The 25,815-nt window shown below is 37.6% G+C and carries 23 protein-coding genes; 18 read left to right on the forward strand and 5 right to left on the reverse strand.

The genetic code is table 11. The annotated features are described in order from the left end of the window. Positions 1-297 precede the first annotated feature (297 nt). The 5 genes from ABE954_RS21345 to ABE954_RS21365 form a co-directional block, all read right to left on the reverse strand. The gene (locus ABE954_RS21345) at positions 298-1,242 is read right to left on the reverse strand and encodes a phosphatidate cytidylyltransferase (protein WP_042846689.1); all 945 of its coding nucleotides are present in this window, start codon (positions 1,240-1,242) and stop codon (positions 298-300) included. Continuing rightward, positions 1,239-1,880, reverse strand: coding sequence for a 1-acyl-sn-glycerol-3-phosphate acyltransferase (locus ABE954_RS21350; protein ID WP_042846690.1), 642 nt, complete (start codon positions 1,878-1,880; stop codon positions 1,239-1,241). Before ABE954_RS21350 ends, ABE954_RS21345 begins: the two co-directional genes overlap by 4 nt. Positions 1,881-2,110: 230 nt before the next feature. Next, on the reverse strand, positions 2,111-2,863 hold the full coding sequence (locus ABE954_RS21355; protein ID WP_048605737.1) for a M48 family metallopeptidase: 753 nt from the start codon (positions 2,861-2,863) through the stop codon (positions 2,111-2,113). A 228-nt stretch (positions 2,864-3,091) separates the two neighbouring features. After that, positions 3,092-3,673, reverse strand: a complete 582-nt coding sequence (locus ABE954_RS21360) for a HutD family protein (RefSeq protein WP_042846692.1) — start codon at positions 3,671-3,673, stop codon at positions 3,092-3,094. A gap of 239 nt (positions 3,674-3,912) precedes the next feature. Then, on the reverse strand, positions 3,913-4,482 hold the full coding sequence (locus ABE954_RS21365; RefSeq protein ID WP_048605735.1) for a Spy/CpxP family protein refolding chaperone: 570 nt from the start codon (positions 4,480-4,482) through the stop codon (positions 3,913-3,915). A gap of 150 nt (positions 4,483-4,632) precedes the next feature. Between ABE954_RS21365 and cpxR the strand changes: the two genes are divergently transcribed. From cpxR to galE, 18 genes are all read left to right on the forward strand, one after another. Continuing rightward, positions 4,633-5,331, forward strand: a complete 699-nt coding sequence (gene cpxR / locus ABE954_RS21370) for an envelope stress response regulator transcription factor CpxR (RefSeq protein ID WP_042846693.1) — start codon at positions 4,633-4,635, stop codon at positions 5,329-5,331. Beyond that, positions 5,328-6,698 (forward strand): envelope stress sensor histidine kinase CpxA, encoded by a 1,371-nt coding sequence (gene cpxA, locus ABE954_RS21375; RefSeq protein WP_042846694.1) that lies wholly within the window; start codon positions 5,328-5,330, stop codon positions 6,696-6,698. Before cpxR ends, cpxA begins: the two co-directional genes overlap by 4 nt. 483 nt (positions 6,699-7,181) lie before the next feature. Beyond that, positions 7,182-8,621, forward strand: coding sequence for a capsule assembly Wzi family protein (locus tag ABE954_RS21380; protein ID WP_371025680.1), 1,440 nt, complete (start codon positions 7,182-7,184; stop codon positions 8,619-8,621). Between the two features lie 621 nt (positions 8,622-9,242). Further along, positions 9,243-10,040, forward strand: a complete 798-nt coding sequence (locus ABE954_RS21385) for an alpha-1,2-fucosyltransferase (protein WP_240133649.1) — start codon at positions 9,243-9,245, stop codon at positions 10,038-10,040. Further along, positions 10,040-11,146: a GDP-mannose 4,6-dehydratase gene (gene gmd, locus ABE954_RS21390; protein ID WP_144140849.1), complete on the forward strand. Its 1,107-nt coding sequence runs from the start codon at positions 10,040-10,042 to the stop codon at positions 11,144-11,146. Before ABE954_RS21385 ends, gmd begins: the two co-directional genes overlap by 1 nt. Before the next feature lie 46 nt (positions 11,147-11,192). After that, positions 11,193-12,119 (forward strand): GDP-L-fucose synthase, encoded by a 927-nt coding sequence (locus ABE954_RS21395; protein WP_242452172.1) that lies wholly within the window; start codon positions 11,193-11,195, stop codon positions 12,117-12,119. 14 nt (positions 12,120-12,133) lie between these two features. Beyond that, a complete protein-coding gene (locus ABE954_RS21400; protein ID WP_144140853.1) occupies positions 12,134-12,610 on the forward strand; it encodes a GDP-mannose mannosyl hydrolase in 477 nt (158 codons plus the stop codon). Between the two features lie 6 nt (positions 12,611-12,616). Continuing rightward, entirely contained in the window at positions 12,617-14,032 is a 1,416-nt protein-coding gene (locus tag ABE954_RS21405; RefSeq protein WP_240133648.1) for a mannose-1-phosphate guanylyltransferase/mannose-6-phosphate isomerase, read from the forward strand. 19 nt (positions 14,033-14,051) lie between these two features. After that, positions 14,052-15,482 (forward strand): phosphomannomutase, encoded by a 1,431-nt coding sequence (locus ABE954_RS21410; RefSeq protein ID WP_240133646.1) that lies wholly within the window; start codon positions 14,052-14,054, stop codon positions 15,480-15,482. A 65-nt stretch (positions 15,483-15,547) separates the two neighbouring features. Beyond that, entirely contained in the window at positions 15,548-16,312 is a 765-nt protein-coding gene (locus tag ABE954_RS21415; protein ID WP_144140856.1) for a glycosyltransferase, read from the forward strand. Positions 16,313-16,335: 23 nt separating this feature from the next. Next, positions 16,336-17,571 (forward strand): O-antigen ligase, encoded by a 1,236-nt coding sequence (locus ABE954_RS21420; RefSeq protein WP_144395995.1) that lies wholly within the window; start codon positions 16,336-16,338, stop codon positions 17,569-17,571. A gap of 32 nt (positions 17,572-17,603) precedes the next feature. Further along, positions 17,604-18,770, forward strand: coding sequence for a nucleotide sugar dehydrogenase (locus tag ABE954_RS21425; protein WP_042846751.1), 1,167 nt, complete (start codon positions 17,604-17,606; stop codon positions 18,768-18,770). Between the two features lie 30 nt (positions 18,771-18,800). Further along, positions 18,801-19,625 (forward strand): glycosyltransferase, encoded by an 825-nt coding sequence (locus tag ABE954_RS21430; RefSeq protein WP_144140370.1) that lies wholly within the window; start codon positions 18,801-18,803, stop codon positions 19,623-19,625. A 29-nt stretch (positions 19,626-19,654) separates the two neighbouring features. Then, positions 19,655-20,800, forward strand: a complete 1,146-nt coding sequence (locus ABE954_RS21435; RefSeq protein WP_144140368.1) for a polysaccharide export protein — start codon at positions 19,655-19,657, stop codon at positions 20,798-20,800. Between the two features lie 5 nt (positions 20,801-20,805). Further along, positions 20,806-21,234, forward strand: coding sequence for a protein-tyrosine-phosphatase (locus tag ABE954_RS21440; protein ID WP_048605720.1), 429 nt, complete (start codon positions 20,806-20,808; stop codon positions 21,232-21,234). A 35-nt stretch (positions 21,235-21,269) separates the two neighbouring features. After that, positions 21,270-23,348, forward strand: coding sequence for a polysaccharide biosynthesis tyrosine autokinase (locus ABE954_RS21445; protein ID WP_240133608.1), 2,079 nt, complete (start codon positions 21,270-21,272; stop codon positions 23,346-23,348). 52 nt (positions 23,349-23,400) lie between these two features. Further along, the gene (locus tag ABE954_RS21450; protein ID WP_240133607.1) at positions 23,401-24,681 is read left to right on the forward strand and encodes an oligosaccharide flippase family protein; all 1,281 of its coding nucleotides are present in this window, start codon (positions 23,401-23,403) and stop codon (positions 24,679-24,681) included. 29 nt (positions 24,682-24,710) lie between these two features. Further along, entirely contained in the window at positions 24,711-25,739 is a 1,029-nt protein-coding gene (gene galE / locus ABE954_RS21455; protein ID WP_240133606.1) for a UDP-glucose 4-epimerase GalE, read from the forward strand. Positions 25,740-25,815: the final 76 nt, after the last annotated feature.

A 25,815-nucleotide genomic window follows, 5' to 3' on the forward strand; every position in this document is an offset into this window, starting at 1 on the left:
AGCAAATAATACGGCAAATAGGTGATGATGCCTCTGCTTTCCATCAAGCTTTTATGCTTTATTGTGATCTAGTTTACATAATTCTAGCTGATGACCCCAATAGGTAAATATTTCAGCACTAAATAAATGTAATGCCCTAGACTAACCAGCTATAGCCCTAGATCGCATCTTAGTTTGAAATAAAAATTAAGTATTGATGATAACACTTAAATTCATCCTATGCTGTATCTGTCAAACAAAAGAAAAGCACCTTACGGTGCTTTTGAATAAACGAACAAAAACGAAAACGAAATACCTTTATGTATAGTAATATCGCGTTAAATGGAAAAAAATTGGAGCAGCAAAACACAGTGAGTCAATTCTATCTAACATCCCCCCATGCCCCTCAATAATAGCGCCGAAATCTTTAATTCCGCTATCCCGCTTAATCGCTGACATGCATAAACCACCAACAAACCCCATAATCGTGATCGCTAATGACATCAGCCCGGCAACCCACCAGCTAAAAGGTGTCACCCAATAAAGGGATATCCCGATCAACACAGAAGATAAAATGCCACCGACAAAACCTTCTATCGTCTTGTTTGGGCTAAGTTTTGGCACAATAGGGTGCTTACCCATCAGTTTGCCAAATACATATTGAAGCACGTCTGAAATCTGCGTCACGATGATCAGGAAAAGTAATAATTTTGCATTTTCCCCTTCATAACCTTCAATATTTAACATCAACAAAGCAGGAACATGGCTTAAACAGAAAACAGCGACTAGCATTCCCCATTGAATTTTAGCGGTACGTTCAAGAAAATGAAAAGTATCCCCAGCTAAGGCAATTCGGGTCGGTAAAAACAAAAAGACAAAAACAGGAATAAAAATCGAAAATAACCCATACCATTCAATACCAACAAGCAAGTATTGCAACGGAATGAACACGAAAAAGCACCAAAATAGGGCTTCATGGTCACTTCTACGTGTTGGCGTTAACGTAATAAACTCTCTTAGTGCGAAGAATGATATCAAGGCAAATAAGATCACCACACCAATATTACCTAACACAACGGCAAGCACACAGATAATGCACATAACCCACCATGCACGTATACGCGCATTTAAGTTATCAATGGTTGGGTTACTTTTCTCACCAGAGTAGCGATAAGCTAAAATGCCGCCGATCACACTCGCAAACACTAATATACCAAATACACCAGATAATAATAAAACGAGCTCACTGTCCCAAATACTCATGGCATCAACTCCTCAAGTGCTGCTTTTGCGCGTTGCAAAAACACCGTTTTATTTTCATTTTCCATTAGAGGTGCCAATGGCTGACCCACCATTGCAGAACAAATTATTGGAACAACAAGTTTGGTGCCTTTAGGTAATACCCGATTTAAGTTTTCCAAATACACGGGAACCACTTCAACGTCAGGATATTTTTTCGCAAGGTGATAAAGGCCGCTTTTAAATTGGCTCAACGTTTCGCCATCACCCCTTGTCCCTTCAGGAAATAAAATCAAAGAATGCTTAGCATCCAATACCGACTCAAGCGGTTGCAAAATAGCATTTTGTGCAGGTTTGTCCCCTTTTCTTTCCACCAATACTGCACGAAATACTTTATTAACAAGATAGCGGCGAAAAGGTGTTTTATCCCAATAGTCCTTCGCCGCTACAGGGTGAACAAAATGGCGCATAAGAGGGGGTAAACCAGACCAAATAACTAGGCCATCAAGGTGGCTTGAGTGGTTTGCATAATAAATACGGGGGGTCATTGATGGCTGGCAGCCCACCCAACGAGTGCGAACGCCTGTTAATAAACGACAAGTTCCCGATAACAACATGCCCATTCCCTTCGCGAGAAGAGAAATTTTCTGCACTTTTTCCATCTTTTTTCCTTGCTAGCGTTTTATCACAAGTAAAACTGCAAAATTACGAAAAAAACTGAATATCGTTAATTGGTTAAGATAGAGAGTCAATAACAAGAGTACAACGGGGTAAGTTCTGATTTATATCATCAAATAATATAAGGACAGCGATACTAAGACAAACAGTAGGGAATAACAAAGGTGTAGCGGCATGTATTTACGCCGCTACACTGAGTAGACAAAATTAATAATTATTTTTTGTCGGCCGCAATACGGTCACGAATATTTTGCGCACGTTCGCTTGATGGTGGGTGAGAGTCAAACATACTTGTCTCTTGGCTACCCATTTTGGCTAGTTTTTCAAAACCAGTCACTAAACCTTCCGTCTTAATGCCACGTTTTTTCAGCAGGTCATAAGAGAAGTTATCTGCTTGGCTTTCTTGGTGTTGAGAGAACTGAGAATTAACCAGTTTTTCACCTAGAGCAGCCAATTGAGATGCACTTAATTGTTCTGCAACGCCACCCACTGATGCCGCTGCTGTACGTGCTGCTACGGCACCGTATGCAACTTGCATAGCTTTACGTGTATGACCTAATGCAACGTGGCCCATTTCATGGCCTAAAACGCCTTCGACTTCGTTATCATTCATAACATCCATCAAGCCGCTATATACACGGACACAGCCATTTGCCATCGCCCACGCATTCACATCGCTAGTCAGATAAACTTTATAATTTACTGGAGTACCGTCAACTTCATTACCCAGTGCTTTTGCGATTTTATCTAAACGTTTAGCGTATTTGCTAGAAGCGGGAGCAATTTTGTTTTGTGCATCCATCTCTTTACAAGATTGATCGCTTAGCTGTTTAACATCTGAATCACTCAATGTTGCTGCTTGGAATAACTGCATACCAGAGTTAGTCAGCATCCCTTGGTCTAAGTTTTTACAGCCCGTTAAGATGACAGCAGAAACAGCGACCGCCACAAGTGCCTTCATTTTCATAGAACATTTTTCCTTTAGAATATATAAGTATTATATTTTTTAGTAATGCTAAAGCCTATAAATTCTGCGGAAAATAACAATAGGAATAAAGCCATAATTATTCAATATATGAATTTGATAATGTTTTTATTAAAATTGCAAATTTGTCAGAACATTGTTCTGACAAATAACACTTTAAACATTTAATTCACAGAAAATATGCGAATATAGAGTCATCATAAATTGCAACTACCTAATAAATAACTCAATTATACAAAAATCACTTTCCTTATTTTGTTCAAGACTAAAATTCAAGACCCGCTCATTCCCTTTAACCAATAAGGTTTCAGATTGATTTAAATAAACGTTTTCTAAATTGATTTCCATATTTAAACTATGGCTATTATTAAATATTAAAATTTCGTTGGCATCACTATGCCAAGAATTAGCTGACGTTGAATTAACCCATTGTAACCGAGCGGCATATTTTTCAGGGTTATAAATCAAGTTAAAATCACGAATGGGGCCGTTAATTAGTTCGGCATGTACGTCACTTTCACCATAAAAAGCAAAGAATGATTTAGATTTCAGTGCAACTGGCGCATTATTATCGACATGTAAAATAAGCCCATCCCCCTCTAGTACACCAATGATACGCTGCCGCCCCATAAAATGAGAAAATGGCCCCGCCGTTTTTACATCAGCAATCGACACTCGCCAATCAAAGTCATCTAAACCCTCACCATGACTACGAGCCACTTCAAGGGTTGAACCTTGGCCATTTTTCCAAGGCATATTGCGATAATCTTGTGTTGTTAATATCTGAATCATAAGGTGAACCCTGCTTTTGATGGATACGTTATTTTATCATAGCGACCCTAATTGAATTGCTAACTATAGCTAACAACTATAAATCAAAAGCGAGTGTTGCGATAAAAAAAAAGCCCCTAACAGGGGCTATAAAAGACAGGGATGGTGTCTATGGCAAGGAAAAACTTCACTTATTGCTACTTCACTACTTACATAAAAACTCAAAATATAAAACTAACTAACTTGTATTACTACGATACTTACTGAAACTGCATCGCTTGGTATTCAGCCATCTTGTGTTGGTGAATTTGCTCAAGTTCTGCTTTCTGTTCTGGCGTTAACAACTGGTATAATTCATGATGAATTCGCGCCATTTCAACACGTTGTTCCAGTTCTCTTTGCATTCGTTTTTCAAGTTGCTCGCGAACCGCTTTGCCATCAAAGCTATCCGCTATAATTAATTTGTGCAGTGCTTCACGTTCACGAATGGAAGCCGTGTTATCAACATGATAATGACGCTGCGTTGCCATTAAATCACGTAATTGCTGACGTTGTTTCTCATTTAACGTGATACCATTAAACATAAAGGTGCTGGCGCGTTCTTCACTGCTAAACATTTCATGATGCTGAAATGGCACAACGGCATGCCCTGTTGATGAAGTTTGCTCAGATTGCATTTGTAGCATCAAAGGTGCCGAACTTTCATTTGCCGCACTTTGCGAAACTTCTGCAAAAGCAACTGTTGGGCCAAACACAAATGCAGAAGCTAAAACTAACATTGCGGTTTTATGTACTGTATTATGTACTTTGCTATGTGTTGTTCTCAGCATTTGGTTCCTTGTCTATGAACTGTGCTCGTGATTCAATGTGAATGAATATACACCTGTGGCTGCAAACTAGCGTCAGAGCATGTAAAAGAACGTAAAGTGATGGAATCGTAAAGATTGTTATCGTATTTTGGCAGTTGGAGGACATATAAAATGCATAAAATCCTATTAGTTGATGACGACCGTGAACTCACGTCGCTATTAAAAGAACTGCTAGAAATGGAAGGCTTCAATGTTGTCATCGCTTATGATGGTGAACAAGCATTACAACAAATTGACTCATCCATTGATCTACTCTTACTTGATGTCATGATGCCGAAAAAAAATGGTATTGAGACATTAAAAGAACTGCGTCAAATACACCAAACGCCGGTGATCATGTTAACTGCCCGCGGCAGTGAACTAGATAAAGTACTGGGCTTAGAATTAGGTGCAGACGATTACTTACCAAAACCATTCAATGACCGCGAACTGGTTGCCCGCATTCGTGCTTTATTACGTCGCTCAAACTGGAGCGAACAAACGCAAGGCGACAACAGCAATACCCCTGTCTTGCAAGTTGATAAGCTGCAGCTTAACCCTGGTCGCCAAGAAGCTAGCTTTGATAACGAAATTTTGGACTTAACAGGGACTGAATTTACTTTGTTATATCTGCTTGCACAGCATTTAGGCCAAGTAGTGTCTCGTGAGCATCTTAGCCAAGAAGTTCTCGGGAAACGCTTAACACCGTTTGACCGTGCAATCGATATGCATATTTCAAACCTACGTCGTAAACTTCCTGAACGTACTGATGGCCAGCCATGGTTTAAAACCCTGCGCGGTCGAGGGTACTTAATGGTTTCTGCCACATGATCAACAGCTTAACCGCCAGGATCTTTGCGATTTTCTGGTTCACCCTCGCACTAGTATTAATGCTAGTGCTGATGGTGCCCAAGCTCGATTCTCGGCAAATCACCGTCCTTATGGAAAGTGAACAACGCCAAGGGGAAATGCTTGAGCAGCATATAGAAGCAGAACTTGCGCAAGCTCCAATGAATGACTTACTTTGGTGGCGTCGTATCTCTAATGCCATCAAAAAATGGGCACCGCCTGGGCAACGGTTGATTATCGTCACCAGTGAAGGTCGTGTTATCGGTGCAATGCCAAGTGAAATGCAAGTTATTCGTAACTTCATTGGGCAATCAGATAACGCCGATCACCCCAAAAAGAAAAAATACGGTCGCGCTGAAATTTTAGGGCCTTTTTCTATCCGTGATGGAGAAGACCACTATCAACTGTACTTAGTTCGCCCATCTAGCAGCCCGCAATCTGACTTTATTAACTTATTATTTGATAGGCCATTCTTATTACTGATTGCCACAATGCTAATCAGTGCTCCGCTCTTATTATGGCTATCTTGGAGCCTCGCACGCCCTGCCCGTAAATTAAAAATGGCGGCAGATGACGTTGCCAAAGGGAACTTGCGGCCCCACCCTGAGCTGGAAGCCGGTCCACAAGAGTTCCTTTCTGCGGGGAACAGCTTTAACCAGATGATCAGCGCTCTTGATGGCATGGTTAGTGCTCAACAACGTTTAATTTCTGATATCTCCCATGAATTACGCACTCCGCTGACACGGTTACAATTGGCAACCGCATTACTGCGTCGTCGCCATGGTGAAAGTAAAGAACTTGAACGCATCGAAACAGAAACGCACCGTTTGGACAGCATGATCAATGACTTGCTTGTTCTGTCCCGTAGCCAGCACAAAAACGAAATCCTCCGTGAAAACATCAAGGCAGATGAACTTTGGGGTGATATTTTAGATGACGCAAGTTTCGAAGCGGAACAAATGAACAAAACGCTTGATGTAACTTCTCATCCAGGCCCTTGGCCGTTGTACTGTAACCCTTCCGCGGTGGGTAGTGCATTTGAAAATATCGTGCGTAATGCTTTGCGTTACTCAAACACCCATATTGCTGTTGATTTTAAAGAAGAAAACAACGGTATTCTGATCACTGTAGATGATGACGGCCCCGGTGTTAGCCCTGCTGACCGTGAACATATTTTCCGCCCGTTCTACCGCACGGATGAAGCTAGGGACAGGGAAACTGGTGGTACTGGGTTAGGTCTTGCTATTGTTGAAACAGCCATAACACAACACAAAGGTTGGGTGAAAGCCGATGATAGCCCACTTGGTGGTTTAAGGTTACAAATTTGGTTACCTGAACACGGCCGTTAACCTAACGCTTAGTTTGGACCTTAAAGCCTTCTATTTTAAATAGAGGGCTTTTTTATTTCTACTCACAAAGCATGTACTCAAAAACTATTATGGAATATTCTTATATTGGATGCAAAAGCAACAATCTCTAAACACGCCACCAATATAAAATGCTTTTTATCTAAAAAAATACATAAATGAAAGGATATTATTGGTAAATAAGGAAGATTTTAGAAATATAAAATTGCAGTAATGTATATCGCTATATATCTTAATGTGTTATTACTTCCTATGCCTAATATATTAATCTGATATTCTATTTTACGTGATTTACGCGTGGTGTTTAATAGAGCGGCAAGAAGGCACAGAAGCCCAACTCGCTTCAAATTAAGATACTTATAATATGTGCTGATACTAATCACGTTTTAAATCGATTTAATTTATTGGTTCTTATTTATTAACCTGTTCAATATTAGGCGAACTCAACTTCAAATGGATTTATCAATGAAAAAATTCAAGCTCACCAAGCTGGCTATGCTTGCTGTACTGAGTGCCATAAGTACACACAGCATTGCGGGGGGATTAGTACTACCGGATAACAAGTTACGTAGTGATTTGGCTTGGCTTTCAGAGCGTAACGTTATTCAGATTAGTTTATCAACTTGGCCACTATCCCAAGAAGAAATTACACGTTCTTTAAATAATGCGAATATTACTAACAGCGAACAAGAAGCGATTATTCAACGTATTAAAAAGAACCTAAACCGCACTAAAAACAGTGTTCAGTTGGAAACGCACTTTGCATCTAGCCACAATTCTATGCCGCAAGGCTTTGCACAAAGCGAATATAGCGACATCCGTTATACCGTTTCAGGCAACTATAGCACTGACGATATAGATTTAAACCTCACCGCCAACGGTGAACGCGCCCTACGTGTTGAAAACGGTTCAGACTATAACCTGAATGGCTCTTATGGTGGCGTAAAAATTTGGAACCAGTGGGTCACCTTTGGTGAGATCCCTCAATGGTGGGGGCCGGGTCATGATGGTAGCTTAATTCGTACCGATGCCGCTCGCCCTGTCACAGGCTTTTTGCTGCAACGTGCTGACCAAAGCCCATTTGAAACCCCATGGCTTTCTTGGATTGGTTCATGGCAATATCAATTAACCGCTGGGCAAATTAAGCAATACTCTTCCCAACCCAATACCAAACTAATTGGTTTGCGTATGACCATGAACCCTACTGATTTCTTTGAACTCGGCGGTTCACGCGTCGTGATGTGGGGAGGCGATGGCCGCCCTAACAATTGGAACTCGTTCTGGAACGCTATGGGTGGTAGGGATAATACTGGCGACTATAATGATGACCCCGGTAACCAATTAGCTGGTTTAGACTTTAAACTAAAACTTTACCCATTAATTGACCTCCCTGTCAGCGTTTACGGGCAAATGGTCGGTGAAGATGAAGCTAACCTTTTCCCATCGAAAAATGCCTTTATGGGCGGTATTGAGGGCTACCACACCCTATGGGGCCAACCATTAAATTGGTACATTGAAGGCGCCAATACCCATACAGAGTGGGATAAAGACGGCGTAATGTACCGCCACTTTATTTATAAAAATGGTTATTACCAACAAGGTGCATCACTGGGCCACGCGATGGGCGGTGACGGCCGTATGCTCACCACCAAAGTGGAATATACCCTTGATGATGATAACCGTGTTAGCACCCGCCTAATGTATGCGAAGGTGAATAAATCTAATTTCGATGGTAATAAACTGTTCCCTAAATCAGAAACTATCAAAGGTGCAGACTTAGGTTGGTGGCATAACTTTGAGAATGATATCAGCACAGATGCCAAAGTGTGGGTTTCTAAAACAGATTATGAAACTCGTAATGACCTAGGTGCCGCTGTTACGGTAAACGTGCCGTTTAAATGGTAAAACACGCCTATTTCGCGTAACTTTCTTTTAAACGGGTTATGTTTTATACATAACCCGTTTTTTTATATGTTGAATATTTCTATTTTCAAACAAATATACATTAACTTCTTAGATGTTATCTAACCATTCAGTTAATTAATATAATCAATTACCCATACTATTCATCTATTAACACTCTTAATTCGGATAATTTTAGATATATTTCCATTGTAAATTAATTTGTTACATATCGAAAGCAATGATATATAAGGAGTAACCTAACTAAAATATTTAATCGCGCTGAGAATGTGATAATGGAATTATAACCTAATAATTTAAAATAACTTATTCAATAGATACACCTGTTAGGACTATTCTCTAAGGCTATCACAATGATAGTCACTATATATATTTAGTGGTATTATTAGGCGCTTTTACTTGACCGGACAGGGCTCGAAGCATACCCTTGGCCGGTCAAAAAACGATAAGCAGTGCTTATCAATTGAACAGGTTAGCAAAAAATGTAACGTTTTCAATTGATAAGTATGCATTTACAATTTCAATGGTGCTCTGGGACCCGACAACCCAGTGCGGTAGCTATGGGTGTTATTGTGAAAGACATCACTAAACAGTGAGGACAAATTGAGAAAAAAAGAAACTATTTTTTTAATTGGTGGTTTTGGAAATAATCTCTTTCAATTAAATCGAGCTTTCGAGCTTAAAGAGAATGGTTATGATGTAATAATAAATACTAGACTATTAAGAAAAAGTTTTATTTCCAAGATACTCAAGTGGAGCATACATCCTTCCAAAATGACAGAAGATATATGCACTCAATTTAGAATTGAAAAAAAAATATCGCTAATGGGATATATAGTATTATTTTTCATTTTCACTTTAAAACAATTAAAAATTTTTGATTTTCAAGATTGTAATAAACCAAGTAGATTATTTGGGTTTGCTATTGGATATTGGCAAAAAAATGTTGTTTTAAATAAAAACTTAATCACATTGCTGAAAGATAAATTCCATAACGAATCAACATATGAAAATATTAAAAATAAAGTTATACTACATGCCCGATTAGGAGACTTCCCTCCAGAAATAAGAATAAAAGATGATTATTATTTAACAGCTATACAAACTTTAAATATAAAAGAAATCATTTTAGTCACAGACACACCGGATTACTTGAAGAAATTGAAAAAAAATCTACCGTCTGATTTTGAAATAACCTTATCAGCAGGGATAAGTATGCTGGATGACTTTTTATTAATGGCTAATGCAACTAATTTAATTATTTCCAACTCCACCTTTTCTTATTGGGCTAGTCAGGTAAATCCAGTGAAAAATCTAATTTATCCCTGCACAATTGCTCCTGAAACTCCTTGGAATTATCCATTACTAAATAAGTTACAACAAAAAATTAGGAGTCACTAATGAAAACTGCACTAATTACCGGTATCACAGGCCAAGATGGCTCTTATCTGGCAGAATTTCTATTAGAAAAAGGCTACGAAGTTCATGGTTTAATTCGTAGAGCCTCTTCTTTCAATACGGAAAGAATTGACGCTGTCGTTAATAATAGCGATAAAATTAAATTACACTATGGTGATTTAACTGACACTTCAAACTTAATCCGTTTAGTAAAAGAAATTCAACCAGATGAGATTTATAACCTAGGCGCAATGTCACATGTGGCTGTCTCTTTTGAATCCCCTGAATATACTGCTGATGTCGATGCTATCGGAACACTACGTTTATTAGAGGCTATTCGTATTAACGGCCTAGAAAAGAAAACCCGTTTTTATCAAGCATCAACATCAGAACTTTATGGAGAAGTTCAGGAAATACCACAGAAAGAAACCACACCTTTCCATCCTCGCTCACCATACGCTGTAGCGAAAATGTATGCTTACTGGATCACAGTAAATTACCGTGAGTCATATGGCATGTATGCATGTAATGGTACTTTATTTAACCACGAGTCCCCTCGTCGTGGCGAAACTTTTGTCACTCGCAAAATAACTCGTACCATTGCTAATATTTCACAAGGCTTAGAACAGTGTTTATATTTAGGTAATATGGATGCATTACGTGACTGGGGTCATGCTAAGGATTACGTTCGTATGCAATGGATGATGTTACAGCAAGAACATGCTGATGATTTTGTTATTGCTACAGGCAAACAAATTTCCGTACGTGAATTTGTACGTATGTCTGCTAAAGAGGCAGGAATTGAGCTCTCATTTAGCGGGGCTGGTGTAGAGGAAATTGCAACCGTTACTAGCGTAAATAATACACTGGCACCAAATGTAAATATCGGTGATATCATAGTTCGTGTTAGTCCCAAATTCTTCCGTCCAGCAGAAGTTGAAACCCTTCTAGGTGATCCTTCTAAAGCAAAAGAAAAATTAGGTTGGGTACCGGAAATCACAGTGGAAGAAATGTGCTCAGAAATGGTTGCATCTGATATAGAAAAAGCAAAACAACATGCTTTACTTAAATCAAATGGGTTTGATGTTGCTATTTCTTTAGAGAATTAAGGATCACTCCGTGAAAAAAAGAGTTTTTGTTGCTGGCCATAATGGCATGGTTGGCTCAGCAATAATTAGACAATTACAAAATCGTAACGACATTGAATTAATAACAAAATCACGCCACGAGTTGGATCTCACAAACCAAATGGCTGTTGATAGTTTCTTCGAACAAAACAAAATTGACGAAGTCTATTTAGCAGCTGCCAAAGTTGGTGGCATCCACGCAAATAATACCTATCCAGCAGATTTCATTTATGAAAATTTAATAATGGAATGCAACATTATTCATTCTGCTCATAAACATAATGTTCAACATTTACTGTTTTTAGGTTCATCTTGTATTTATCCAAAGTTAGCAACACAACCGATGTCTGAAGATGCACTGTTAACGGGTATTCTTGAATCAACCAATGAACCTTATGCAATTGCAAAAATTGCTGGTATCAAACTTTGTGAATCATATAACCGACAATACGGACGTGATTATCGTAGCGTGATGCCAACCAACTTATATGGTGAAAACGATAATTTTCACCCAGAAAACTCACATGTTATTCCTGCGTTAATGCGCCGCTTCCATGAAGCTAAACTGAATAATGACGAAGAAGTTGTTGTTTGGGGCACAGGAACACCTATGCGTGAGTTTCTTTATGTCGATGATATGGCTGCGGCCTCGGTCTATGTTATGGAATTAAACAAAGAAACATACCAAGCAAACACCCAACCAATGTTATCCCATATTAATGTGGGTACAGGTGTAGACTGCACGATTCGTGAAATGGCTGAAACTATGGCTAACGTTGTTGGCTTTAAGGGAAGAGTATCGTTCGATAGCACTAAGCCTGATGGAACTCCAAGAAAGTTAATGGATGTATCTCGCTTAAAGAATCTAGGCTGGACATATTCAGTCAGTCTTAAGGATGGATTGAGTCAAACTTATCAGTGGTTCCTAAAAAATCAACATAATTTTCGTAAATAACGGGCTAAATAAATATGGCGCAACGATTATCATTAGACACGTTCAAAACTATCGTTGCATCTACCCCTTTAGTTTCTATTGATCTGGTCATTTGTAATTCAAAAAACCAAGCATTGTTAGGACAACGTAACAATCGTCCCGCTCAAGGTTATTGGTTTGTACCAGGTGGGCGTATTTGCAAGGATGAAACATTTGACATCGCGTTTCAACGTTTAACGATCAATGAGCTTGGTATAAACTACAATATTAATAACTCAAAATTTATTGGCCATTACCAACATCTTTATCAGGATAATTTTTCTGATGATAATTTCTCAACCCATTATGTCGTTTTAGGATATTTCATAAAAGAAGATCTTGACCTAAATAAATTACCTTTGGAACAACATAGAAATTATCAATGGTGGAATATTGATGAACTTCTTAATTCTTCCGAAGTTCACGATAATACAAAAGCCTATTTTATCAATAATCATCTAAGTCTACGGTAAATTATCATGTTATTGCCTGTTATTATGGCGGGAGGCTCAGGTAGTCGTTTATGGCCTCTTTCTCGTAGCCTATATCCAAAACAGTTTATCAGCCTAACTAGTAAAAAAACTATGTTGCAAGAAACCGTTGCGCGGTTAAAAACACTACAACATCAACCCGCTGTATTTATCTGTAACGAAGAACATCGCTTCATTGTTGCAGAGCAATTGCGACAAGAGAATGTAAAACACAGTGGCATCATCTTAGAACCTATTGGCCGTAATACAGCTCCTGCCATAGCACTAGCCGCTATTAAGGCAATACAAAATGGAAACGACCCTTTATTATTGGTTTTAGCTGCAGATCATGTCATACAAAACCAAGCAGGGTTTACTCATTCTATTGAAAAAGCTATTGAAGCTGCTGAAAAAGGTGCTTTAATTACTTTTGGTATTGTTCCGACAACACCTGAAACTGGGTATGGTTATATTAAAAAAGGCCCCCCAACCGGTAGTGCAACTTATCAAGTCGCACGCTTCATTGAAAAACCAGATTTAGTTACAGCTGAAAACTACCTTTCAAGCGGTGAATATCTATGGAATAGCGGTATGTTTCTCTTTAAAGCATCCTGCTATCTGAATGAATTAAAGACGCACTGCCCAGAAATTTTAAATATATGCGAGCAAGCAATCAATCAATCACAAAATGATTTAGATTTTATTCGTATACAATCTAATATTTTTAATTCATGCCCTGATAATTCAATAGATTATGCTGTTATGGAAAAAGCCAGCAATGTTCAAGTTGTTCCAATGGATGCAGGCTGGAGTGATGTTGGCTCCTTCAGTTCACTTTGGGAAGTATCTCCTAAAGATGTTCAATCTAATGTAATTATTGGTGATGTTCTAACTGAAAGTACAACAAATAGTTATATTTACGCTCAAAACAAACTCGTATCTACTGTAGGTATTGATAATTTAGTCATAATCGAAACTAAAGATGCAGTGCTAGTTGCTAATAAAAACAATGTTCAAGATGTAAAAAGTATTGTTACACAGTTGAAAGATGCAGGCCGTTCTGAGTGTGAACAGCACCGCGAAGCCTACCGTCCTTGGGGAACTCATGACGATATTGCTGAGGGTCAACGCTTTCACGTTAAACACCTAAAAGTAAAACCCGGTGAAAAAACAGCATTACAAATGCATTATCATCGTGCTGAACACTGGATTGTTGTTCAAGGTACAGCAAAAGTAACCAATGGTGATAAAACATTTATACTTAGTGAAAATGAATCAACCTATATTCCTATAGGTTCCCCACATAGAATCGAAAATCCAGGCAAAATTGATTTACATTTAATAGAAGTTCGTTCAGGCAACTATTTACAAGAGGACGATATTATTAGGATAGAAGAATATAACAATAATATTAATCGTTCCTAAAAATATGGCTTTAATAATCATGATGAATAGCTCCGATATAATCAAAAATTCAAAAATTCAATTTGGCACTAGTGGTGCACGCGGTTTAGTGACCCAATTTACTAAGAAATCCTGTGCTGCATTTACCCATGCATTTATTAATAGTATCAAAAATAAATTTGATTTTGACCAAATAGCCATCGCCATAGATAATCGCCCAAGTAGTGAATTTATTGCGATTGCTTGTATAGAGGCAATAAAGCAACAAGGAATAGAGCCTCTATATTATGGCGTAATTCCAACACCGGCCCTTGCATATACTGCAATGAAAAATAATATTCCTTGCATCATGGTAACGGGTAGTCATATTCCTTTTGATAGAAATGGATTAAAATTTTATCGTCCCGATGGTGAAATCTCTAAAGTTGATGAAGTGGCTATTTTAAATAACAACTTTCAATTTGAAGTCTCCGATATAGCACCACAGCCCCTATTAATAAATACATCAGCGACTGAAGAATATCTCAATCGTTACTTATCTATATTTGATGAAAATCTATTAGATGGTAAACGTATTGGTATTTATGAACATTCAAGCGCAGGGCGCGATATATATCCTATTTTGTTCAAAAAACTTGGGGCTGAAGTTATTTCTCTAGAACGTAGTGATCAATTTGTTCCTATTGATACAGAAGCTGTCTCTGAAGAAGACAAGGTAAAAGCAAGAAATTGGTCAAAGCTACACAAACTTGATGCTATTTTTTCTACTGATGGAGATGGAGATCGCCCACTTGTAGCTGATGAAAAGGGTGAGTGGTTGCGAGGAGATATATTAGGTTTGTTGTGTGCATTAGAGATGAACATAGAAGCACTAGCAGTTCCTATTAGCTGTAATACTATCATTTCGTCTCATAAAGCTTTTAAGTGCGTAAAACAAACTAAAATTGGTTCACCCTATGTCATTGAAGCATTTACCCATTTAACTAAAGACTATAAGAAAATTGCAGGGTTTGAAGCTAACGGTGGTTTTCTACTTGGTTCTAATATTGAGATAAATGGCAAACAACTATCTGCACTACCAACCCGAGATGCAGTATTGCCATTTTTGATGTTACTATCTGCAACAAAAGGAAAAAGCATCGCTAAATTAGTGAACGAATTACCACAACGTATTACTTTTAGCAATAGAATACAAAATTTCGCAGTTGAAAAAAGTAAATTACTTGTTTCAAGAATTAAAAACGAACCTCAAGATTTATTAAACTATCTTGGATTTTCTGATGAAAAAATAGTGAGGTTAAACACATTGGATGGAGTAAGATTAACATTAACTAATAATGTTATCATTCATTTCAGAGCATCGGGAAATGCTCCAGAGATGAGATGCTATGTAGAAGCACACAGTGAAGATATAGCAAAAGCCATTGCATTAGCTTCATTAACCTACTCTGAAACGGTAGCTATTTCGTAAGTTCTTCATTATCTCGAATTATACTATAACTATATTTTTTTATAACAATTGGTAAATATTATCATATGAACACTCGACCATTAATTAGTGTCATCATAACAACTTACAATAGACCTAACCATGTTATTAATGCTATTAATTCTGTAATTAACCAAACATACAGAAACATTGAAATAATCGTTATAGATGATAACTCAACTCTTGAAAATTTTAATATTTTAACTAGTTTAATGAAAAAATTAGACTTTGATATTATTGTAATAAGAAATACAGAAAATAAAGGTGCTTGCTTTTCTAGAAACGAAGGAATAAGAGCTGCCAAAGGTGTATATATTTGTGGTCTTGATGACGATGATGAGTTTACACCAGACAGAATATGGAAGCTGTTTGAATTCTACCAGTCATTTAAAAAACCACCATCATTAGTTTGTAGTTATTCAAAAATCATCAACTTAACCACAGGCAAGACACTAAATGAAAAGCATACAAATAGTAGAATCACACTTAGCACTATATTAAAAACAAATAAGGTTGGTGCTCAAGTTTTAGTAACAAAAGAAAATTTAATAAACTCAGGATTATTTGATGAAAAACTACCAGCATCACAAGATCATGATATGTGGGTAAGAATAATAGAAAAATATGGTGATGCTTTTAAGTTGAATGAAATATTATACATTTCATATGTAGATGAAAATATAGATAGAGTTTCCAAAAAAAGAGTTTCCGGCCTAATATTGTTTATAAAAAAGCATAAAAATAAAATGAATTTTTATCAATATATTTTCAATATACTTAGATTAATTAAAATGAAGTTAAAATCATTTTAATTTCTTTAGGAGACAACTTAAAATTGACTACTATCAACAGGAAAACATTAATCTTTTCATTTTTTTTAATGATTTTCCCTCTATCTATAATTGGCAATATAGCATCTGCTTTTGATTACACGATAATATCTTATTTAAAATACTCTAGAGGTACTGCATATACCTTGTCATTTATATATTATATTTTTTTCTTTCAATATTACTTAACACTAAGCAATCATTCAGGGAAAAAAGGATTACTGATATTCTCAGTGGCTAACCTTATTATACTCATATTTATCATACAAATAATTTATCACTATGACATATCAGGATATACCAGTATAGATAATCCGGATAAAGTATCTAGTATTAAGTATAATATACCTGTAATAATTTCCTACGGCGCTATGCTATGTATTGGCATTCACTATACTATGTTTTTAAATGACAAAGGGAAAAAAATAGCTATATTTTGGTTTATTAGTTCTATTTTCATACTAATTAATACCAACTATACATATTGGTCTTTAAACTTTTCAGAAATGCAAAACCCCAGTGATAGATCATTTACATTAGCCATGTCTGATTGCTATGCAATATTAAGCTTATCATTATATTTTTACTTTAGAAAACTATCTAAATTATCTTTTTTATTATATGTTTTCATTTCTATTTTATGTTTATTCTTTATCTCATCAAGAACTGCTTTGATTGCGTTCACTTTAGCTATTACTTTTTCAGAAATTTTATCCATCAAATCAAAACCTAGTAATATAATTATCTTCATAATTTGTTTCTTTGGCTTATCATTAATTTATTTTTATCTTCAAGATACCGCGACTGGATATTCTTCTAGGCTTTTTTCAATAAGTGAAGAAGACACATCCATCTCTGGAAGAAGGAACATGCTAAACATTGGGCTAAACGCAATCTCAAATAACATATTCATCGGGGACTTTGCAGGCCAAGTAAAAATAGCAGGAGATGGACTTGGGGCTAGATGGGGTGGATATATGCACAATATACTATCATTTTTTAGACAAGGTGGGGTAATTGTTTTCGCTCTTGTAGTTATAATACTTATTAACTCCTTTACTACCCTATATCAAATAGTAAAGAGAAACCTTTTATCATCTTTATTTGGTGTTATTTTATATATTATTGTTGTTAGTTTATTTTCTCGCTCCTATGTATACCCTTGGATCTTCCTACTTGCAGGTATAAACATATCATATATCCTTGATTCTAAGGGTACACAAACAAAAAGCACACTATAACTTTATAAATTTTAGTTAAACGAGTTTTAAATATGAAAATAGCAATCGCAGGGACCGGCTACGTCGGCCTATCTAACGCCATGTTACTGTCACAAAATCACGAAGTGGTTGCAGTCGATATCATCCCTGAAAAAGTGGCAATGCTAAACAATCATCAATCACCGATTGTTGACGCTGAAATTGAGCAATTCTTAACGGAGAAAACGCTCAATTTCCGTGCCACAGAAGATAAAAACGAAGCCTATACGGGCGCGCAGTATGTGATAGTGGCGACGCCAACAGACTACGACCCAAAAACCAATTACTTCAATACTCAATCGGTTGAATCTGTTATTCATGACGTGAATAACATTAACCCCGCAGCCACGATTATTGTGAAATCCACCATTCCTGTGGGCTTTACTGAGCGTTTACGTGAAGAGTTTGGTTACACCAACGTGATTTTCTCCCCTGAATTTTTACGTGAAGGCCGTGCTCTGTGGGATAACTTACACCCTTCCCGCATTGTGGTCGGGGAGCGTTCTGAGCGTGCAAAGGTTTTTGCTGATTTACTGCTAGAAGGTGCAATTAAAAAAGACGTTCCGGTGTTATTTACCGATGGAACCGAAGCCGAAGCCATTAAACTGTTTGCCAATACCTATTTGGCGATGCGTGTGGCGTATTTTAATGAACTCGATACTTATGCAGAAAGCCGTGGTTTAAATGCACGCCAAATCATTGAAGGTGTCTCTTTAGACCCACGTATTGGTAGCCATTATAACAACCCATCATTCGGTTACGGCGGTTATTGTTTGCCGAAAGATACCAAACAGCTACTGGCTAATTACGATGACGTGCCAAATAACTTGATTAACGCCATTGTCGAATCCAACCGTACCCGTAAAGACTTTATTTCTGATGCTATTATTGCTAAAGCACCACACAAAGTAGGGGTTTATCGCTTAGTGATGAAAGCGGGCTCTGATAACTTCCGTGCTTCAGCGGTACAAGGTGTGATGAAACGCATCAAAGCCAAGGGCATTGAAGTGGTGGTGTATGAACCTGTTTTAAATGAACCTGAGTTTTTCCGTTCAAAAGTGGTCAATGACTTAGCGGAATTTAAGGCTCAGTGCGACGTTATTTTAGCCAACCGTATGGTGCCTGAGCTGGAAGATGTCGCGAGTAAAGTCTATACCCGCGACTTGTTTGGTAATGATTAGATATTTTTAGATACCATAGAGTAAGAGTTTATGTCTTTAAACGATAATATCGCCATAATTATGAGCGTTTATAAAAACGATAAACTAGAGTATATTCAGGAAGCTATTGATAGTATTTCCGCACAGGAGGGTATTACTCCCCTAATACTAGTATATATAGATGGAGAAATCCCTCAGCAAGAATTTGATTATCTTCAGTCTCTATATAAACAAAACATTATAAATTTAACATATTCGGTTAATAATAAAGGATTATCGTTTGCTCTTAACTCCTTGATTGAAAAAACTCTTACTTATCCACATATTAAATATATAGCTCGTATGGATAGTGACGATATTTCATTACCCTCGCGCCTTAAAAAACAGAGGGATTTCATGGAGTCAAATCCTACAATAGATATTGTAGGTACTGCATGTGAGGAATTTGGCACAGCTTATGCCCTTACAGAAAAAAGGTTACCATCGCATCACTCTGAGTTAGAGAACTTTAGTATAACTCGTTGTCCATTCATTCACCCTTCTGTGATGTTTAGAAAAAAAATATTTGAACAAGGTAATCGCTACCCTACCCATACTTGCTTCACGGAAGACATGGCCTTCTGGCTAGAGCTACTTTATAAAAACTATAAATTTCATAATCTACCTGATGTTTTGTTACGCTATCGGCTTGAACAAAATACAATGAATCGACGTTCTGGTCTTTCTAAAGCTAAAAGTGAAGTTTCATTGCGGCTGGGTTATATGTTTCTTCTCAACAAGTTTAGTTTTAAAAATATGTTTTTAATATACAGTCGTTACTTCTTCCATCTACTCCCCCCAAAAATAATGGCATTAGCATATAAACATTTGAGATAATCACTTACGAAAAGGGATCTAAAAAATTTATGAAGCGCCTTTCTGTTACTGTACTGATGCTAACAGCATTAACGGGCTGCACCATCACCCCCGGTGCCTATATGTCGACCTCAGGCAAAAATGTGGTTGATACCGGTGACCGTGATATTACCAAATTGGTGGATATCTACCCCATTTCACCAAAACTCTTGGATGATATGTACACCGCTCCAATTATTGCTAAACCAAATTCTCAGTTAGAAAAGCAAATCACTAACTATGAATACCGTGTGGGAGCGGGTGATGTATTAACCATTACGGTTTGGGACCACCCTGAACTGACCATCCCTGCGGGTTCTTACCGTAGTGCGCAAGACTCGGGTAACTGGGTACATTCAGATGGCACCATCTACTACCCATATATTGGTAAAGTGAAGGTCATCGGTAAAACCGTAACAGAAATCCGTACCTTAATTAGTAGCCGTTTGGCCACCTATATTGAATCCCCACAAGTGGATGTCAGCATTGCTGCCTTCCGCTCGCAGAAAATGTATGTATCAGGCGAAGTGGCAAAACCAGGTACTTTGCCAATTACTAACGTACCGCTGACTATTTTAGAAGCCTTTAATAATGCGGGTGGTTTAACCGAAAAAGCCGATTGGGATAATGTAGTTTTAACGCGTAATGGCAAAGAAACTCGAATTTCACTTCAATCCCTTGTGCAATATGGGGATTTAACCCAAAACCATTTAATGTTATCAGGTGATGTACTGTATGTGCCGCGTAATGATAGCCAGAAAGTGTTTGTAATGGGTGAAGTCGGCCAACCAACTACCCTTACCATCGACCGCGCAGGTATGAGTATTACTGAAGCCTTAAGCAAAGCGAGTGGTATTGACCAAAATACCGCTAATGCAACAGGTGTATTTGTTATCCGCCCAATCAAAAAGCAGCCAGCAGAAGATAAAGAACTCGAAGCGTTATTACCGAAAAAAATGGCGGCGGTATATCAGTTAGATTTATCCGATGCCACCTCACTCGTAATGGGTACCGAATTTAAATTACAACCTTATGATTTAGTGTATGTCACTGCGGCACCTGTAGTACGTTGGAACCGTCTAATCACCCAGTTATTACCAACTATTGCCTCTTATAATCAATTAACAGAAGGCACTAAACGTATTCACGATTGGTAATAGCTATGTTTAACCATATCCTAGTTGTTTGTATGGGAAATATTTGTCGCTCTCCTACGGGAGAGCGTTTATTACAACAGTATTTTCCCGAAAAAACCGTCCATTCCGCGGGCATTATCGCTAAAAATGATAGACCCGCGTATGACAGTGCCATCCGCATTGCACAGCAACATAGCCTTTCTTTGGAAAACCATCAGTCCCGTCGTTTAACTAGCGAATTATGTAAAAAAACCGACTTAATCCTAGTGATGGAAAATGACCATATTGCTAAAATCCACCAACTGTTTCCTGAAACCCGTGGCAAAGTGATGTTGTTTGGCCAGTGGATTAATAAAACCGAGATCCCTGACCCCCATAAACGCAGTGATGAAATGTTTGAACATGTTTATCAGTTAATGGAAAAAGCCGCGATTGCTTGGCAAGGAAAAATTTAATTTTATTTATTGGATGACGAAACATTTAACCTATTATGAACACAACAAAAAATAGCTCACCTGCCTCAGATGAAATCGATCTGCTCGCTCTGTTTAAAGTTTTGAAATCCAATACCATTAAAATTGGGTTTTTTACTGTTATTTTTGCAGCCATTGCCATAGCCTATAGCCTACTAGCCACCCCGATATATCAGGCTAATGCTACGCTACAATACGATAAACTAGGCCAAGTATCATTACTTGACCAAATGAGTGATGTTATGCCATTTGGAAACAGCAACAACCAAGTGGATTCAGAGATTGAAGTGATTAAATCACGCATGGTGTTGGGTAAAACCGTTTCAGACCTAAACTTAGATACTCAAGCCGCCCCTGAAGGCTTCCTCAATAAGTTGCTGGGTGAAGTTGCACCTGTTGATATTGCCCTATTTCAGTTACCTGAAAACCTGATTGATCAGCCATTTACATTAACCTATTTGGGGGATGGCCAATACTCCTTAAATATTGATGGGCAAGTATTGCAAGGCAAAGTGGGGGAAGTGCTACAACAAGGTGAGATTAGCTTATTGATCTCAAGCTTTACTGCAGAAACTGGCGAGGAATTTACTTTAGTTAAAAATGCCCGCTACTCGACGATTGAAGACTTACGTAATACCTTAACCATTGCTGAAGTGGGAAAAGGGACAGGGATTATCAGCTTAGCGATTAAAGGGGCAGATAAAACCGAAAATGTTAAAATCCTCAATAGTGTTATCCAAAACTATGTCGACCAGAATACTGAACGTAAAAAAGAAGTCACTAATAACACCTTAGTGTTCTTAGAAGGCTACTTACCGACCATTAAAAAGAAATTAGATAACTACGAAAACCAGCTTAATACATTTCGCAAAAAGAATGAGTCTATTGACCTCTCCTTAGAGGCTAAATCTGCCCTAGATAGCGCATTGCAGGTAGAAGAAAAACTCAATGAACTAACCTTTAAAGAAGTTGAGATCCAGCAACTGTATACCCGTAACCACCCCGCTTATCAGTCATTACTTGATAAACGCCAACAACTGTTACGGGAAAAAGAAAAGATCAGTAAAAACATTCAAAAATTGCCGAATACCCAACAAGAAATAGTGCGTTTAACCCGTGATGTTGAGTCTGAGCAAGCTATTTACACTCAGTTGGTGGCTAAACAACAAGAACTCAGCGTATTAAACTCCGGTATCACTGCGGATGTGCGTATTATCGACTCCGCTGAATCACAACCAAAACCTATAGCTCCGAAAAAATCACTGATTGTTGCCCTAGCCACTATCCTTGGCTTTATTATCGGTTGTGCATATGTGATAGCCCGCGAGTTCTTTAATAACAAAATTAAAAGCACCGAAGATATCGATGCGCTTGGGATTAATGTCTATGCCACCATTCCTTTCTCTACTCATGAGAAAAAACTGATTGAGGCTGGCAACAAGAGCCCATTGGCAATAGAAAACCCAGCAGATACCGCAGTAGAAGCAATCCGTTCCTTACGCACCAGTGTGTATTTTTCGGTGATGAACCAAGGTAACAACCTAGTTATGGTCACCAGTGCCTCACCCGGTGTCGGGAAAAGTTTTGTTACCTCCAATATGGCGGTGGTACTGGCTAACGCAGGTAAGAAAGTGTTATTAATGGATACCGACTTACGCAAAGGCCGTTTACACAAAGCCTTTGGGTTAAATAATAAAGCCGGGTTATCTGAGTATTTATCTCAGTCAAACCTAGAGTCACCCACCATTCACTCTAATGTAATTGAAAATTTAGATGTAATTTGCCGTGGTAAAAACGTCACTCACTCCTCTGAGTTATTAATGGGCGAGCGCTTTAAACAGTTGCTCGATAAAGTAAAAAACCAATACGATATTGTGGTGATCGATACCGCCCCAATCTTGGCGATCACCGACTCTGCCATTATTGGTAAATATGTTGGCACCTCATTATTGATTGCTTTCTACGGGGTAAATACCGTAAAAGATGTTGATTTATCACTGAAACGCTTTAAGCAAAATGATATCGAAATCACCGGTGTGATCCTTAACGGTATTGATGCAAGGTCTGACGATTATAACTACCATTACGAATATTAATATAATAAAAAAACCAACGTATTAAACGTTGGTTTTTTATTGGATGATACCTTTGAATACTCAAATTTTAAAAAATGCAGCATGGATGATTTCAGAAAAGTCTATTGCTATCATTGGGTTATTTTTTGTCACATCATATGTCGCGAAGTATGTTGGACCATCCGTCTTTGGAATAATAGCTCTAGCTACTGCAACATTTCAGATCATACAAATTATAGCCCAGCTAGGTAACGATAATATAATCTTCAAACGAGTATCTAAGAAGGAAGAGTCTGGAATAAGATTAATTAAGTCCACATTTTTAATAAGAACTATAATTTACTTTTCAATATCTATACCAACATTATACTACTTCTATTCATATAAAAATAGCATAACACTTATATTTTCTATAGCCATTTGTATTGCTTGTTATTTTTCTTCCATTGATGTTTATTCAATCTATAACAATGCGATATTAAAATCAAAAATAAATACTATTGCAAATATAATTGGATTAAGTATAGGCCTCACACTTCAGTTTATTATTGCACATAATAAACTTGACCCAATATACTTAACTATCCCAATAATAGTTGTTACACTCATACCACTATCTATCCGATTTTATTTATTCCCTAAAATAGGTAAGGTAAAAAGAAAAGACAAATCAAAATATAATAAATATATTTTCCTATCAGGGATTAGTATTGTCTTTTCAACTTTATCTATTGCTATTTATACACGAATAAACCAATTTATGATTTCTTATCTTGAAAGTGACTATAGCCTAGGAGTCTACTCTGTTGCTGTGACTTTATCTACTGCCTGGGTTTTTATACTAACCGCAATAATTAACTCAACACTTCCATCTATATTTGGTGAAGAAAAAGAATCTAAAGCAGTGAATACTGCTGCTAACTTAAACGTTATAGTTTTGAGTATATCTATTACTGTTCTCATTTTTATTTACTTTTTTGGTAGCTATTTTATTCAATTTTTATTTGGTAATTCATATGCTATGGCTAGTGAACTTTTAGTGATTTTATGTTTTTCTACTATATTTGCAAATTTAGGGACTGTTTCCGCACGATTTATTGTTCGTCATTCAGGGTACTCATTTTTATCTAAAAAAATGTTTATTATGGTTTTACTAAGTGTTCCTATCTCATATACCATGATTAGCTTTTTTGGGTTAAAAGGTGCGTCCTATAGTGTATTAATTATTGAAATATTATCATTGACTATAATGAATTATTTTTTCAAAAAAGGCCTTATATTTAATTTACACAAAGAAACCTTAAGGCTTCCCACAAGATTCTTTGACATCATCTCTTACGTACGCTACAAATAGTCACAATAAATTATACTATGAATAATATTATGCTAAATAACATTGAAGTCCTAGTCACTGGTGGTCTTGGCTATATTGGTAGCCATACCTGTGTACAAATGATCCAGCAGGGAATGCAGCCGCTTATTTTAGATAACCTGCATAATGCTAACCTTGAAGTGCTTAACCGCATTGAAGCTATCACAGGTGTTAAACCAACCTTTTACCAAGGTGATGTGCGTGATAGCCAAGTATTAGATACCATTTTTGCTAATCACAAAATTCATTCTGTCATTCACTTTGCTGGGTTAAAAGCGGTTGGTGAGTCAGTACAGAAACCGATTGAATACTATGATGTTAACGTCAATGGCACATTGGTATTAGTGGAAAGCATGAAAAAAGCCGGTGTTAAAAGCCTGATTTTTAGTTCATCTGCAACCGTATATGGTGACCCTGAAGAAGTGCCATTAACAGAAAATTCCAAAGTCGGTGGCACCACCAACCCATATGGAACCAGTAAGTATATGGTTGAGCGTATCCTTTCGGATTTATATACTGCGGAAGATGATTGGTCACTGACATTACTGCGCTACTTTAACCCAGTAGGCGCACACCCATCCGGAACAATGGGTGAGGACCCGCAAGGCATTCCAAATAACTTAGCACCGTTTGTTTCCCAAGTCGCTGTAGGTCGCCGCCCACAAGTCATGGTATTTGGTAATGATTACCCAACGCCAGATGGTACTGGTGTACGTGACTATATTCATGTAATGGATTTGGCTGATGGCCATATTGCCGCACTGAATAAAGTTAGCCAGCAAGCAGGCTTACATGTCTACAATCTTGGTACAGGAACTGGCACAAGTGTGCTGGAGATTATTACTGCTTTTGAAAAAGCGGCTGGTAACCCCATTAAATATGAGATTGTAGCAAGGCGCCCCGGTGATATTGCGGAATGTTGGTCTAGCCCAGAAAAGGCATTCAAAGATTTAGGCTGGAAAGCACAATATTCTATTCAAGATATGGTGAATGATAGCTGGCGTTGGCAATCTATGAACCCTAACGGTTATAACAGCTAACCTCAACGAGTTAATTCAGAAACGAGCCTTTATGGCTCGTTTCTTGTTTTTAGAGTGTAAATAATTTTTAGCCCGC

Source organism: Providencia sp. TYF-12 (genome assembly GCF_041344805.1).
In the GTDB taxonomy this organism is placed as follows: domain Bacteria; phylum Pseudomonadota; class Gammaproteobacteria; order Enterobacterales; family Enterobacteriaceae; genus Providencia; species Providencia huashanensis.